We start from the raw sequence: 231 nt of genomic DNA on the forward strand, positions 1-231 counted from the left end.
TGGTGACGAGCGTGCCGCCGGTCACGCCTTCCAGCGTCACCGCGCTTTCGAACACGCCGTCCCGGTTGGCGTCGATCTCGATCCGGCTGTCACCGCCCAGCGTCACCAGACGGATGTCGGGCGCCTTCGCGAGCCCCGTCACCGGGTCGTAGTTGTAATACGAGAACGTCAGCTTCTCGCCGCTTTCATAATCGGTGATCCGATCGCCGTTCAGGTCGCTGCCGTTCGAGA

Annotated in this window: 1 protein-coding gene; it reads right to left on the minus strand. The window is 64.1% G+C overall.

The annotated features are described in order from the left end of the window. A partial coding sequence (locus AUL28_RS23130; protein WP_192843520.1) for a hypothetical protein occupies positions 1-231 on the minus strand: 231 nt, incomplete at both ends.

The organism is Aureimonas sp. N4 (assembly GCF_001463925.1).
Taxonomy (GTDB): domain Bacteria; phylum Pseudomonadota; class Alphaproteobacteria; order Rhizobiales; family Rhizobiaceae; genus Aureimonas; species Aureimonas ureilytica_A.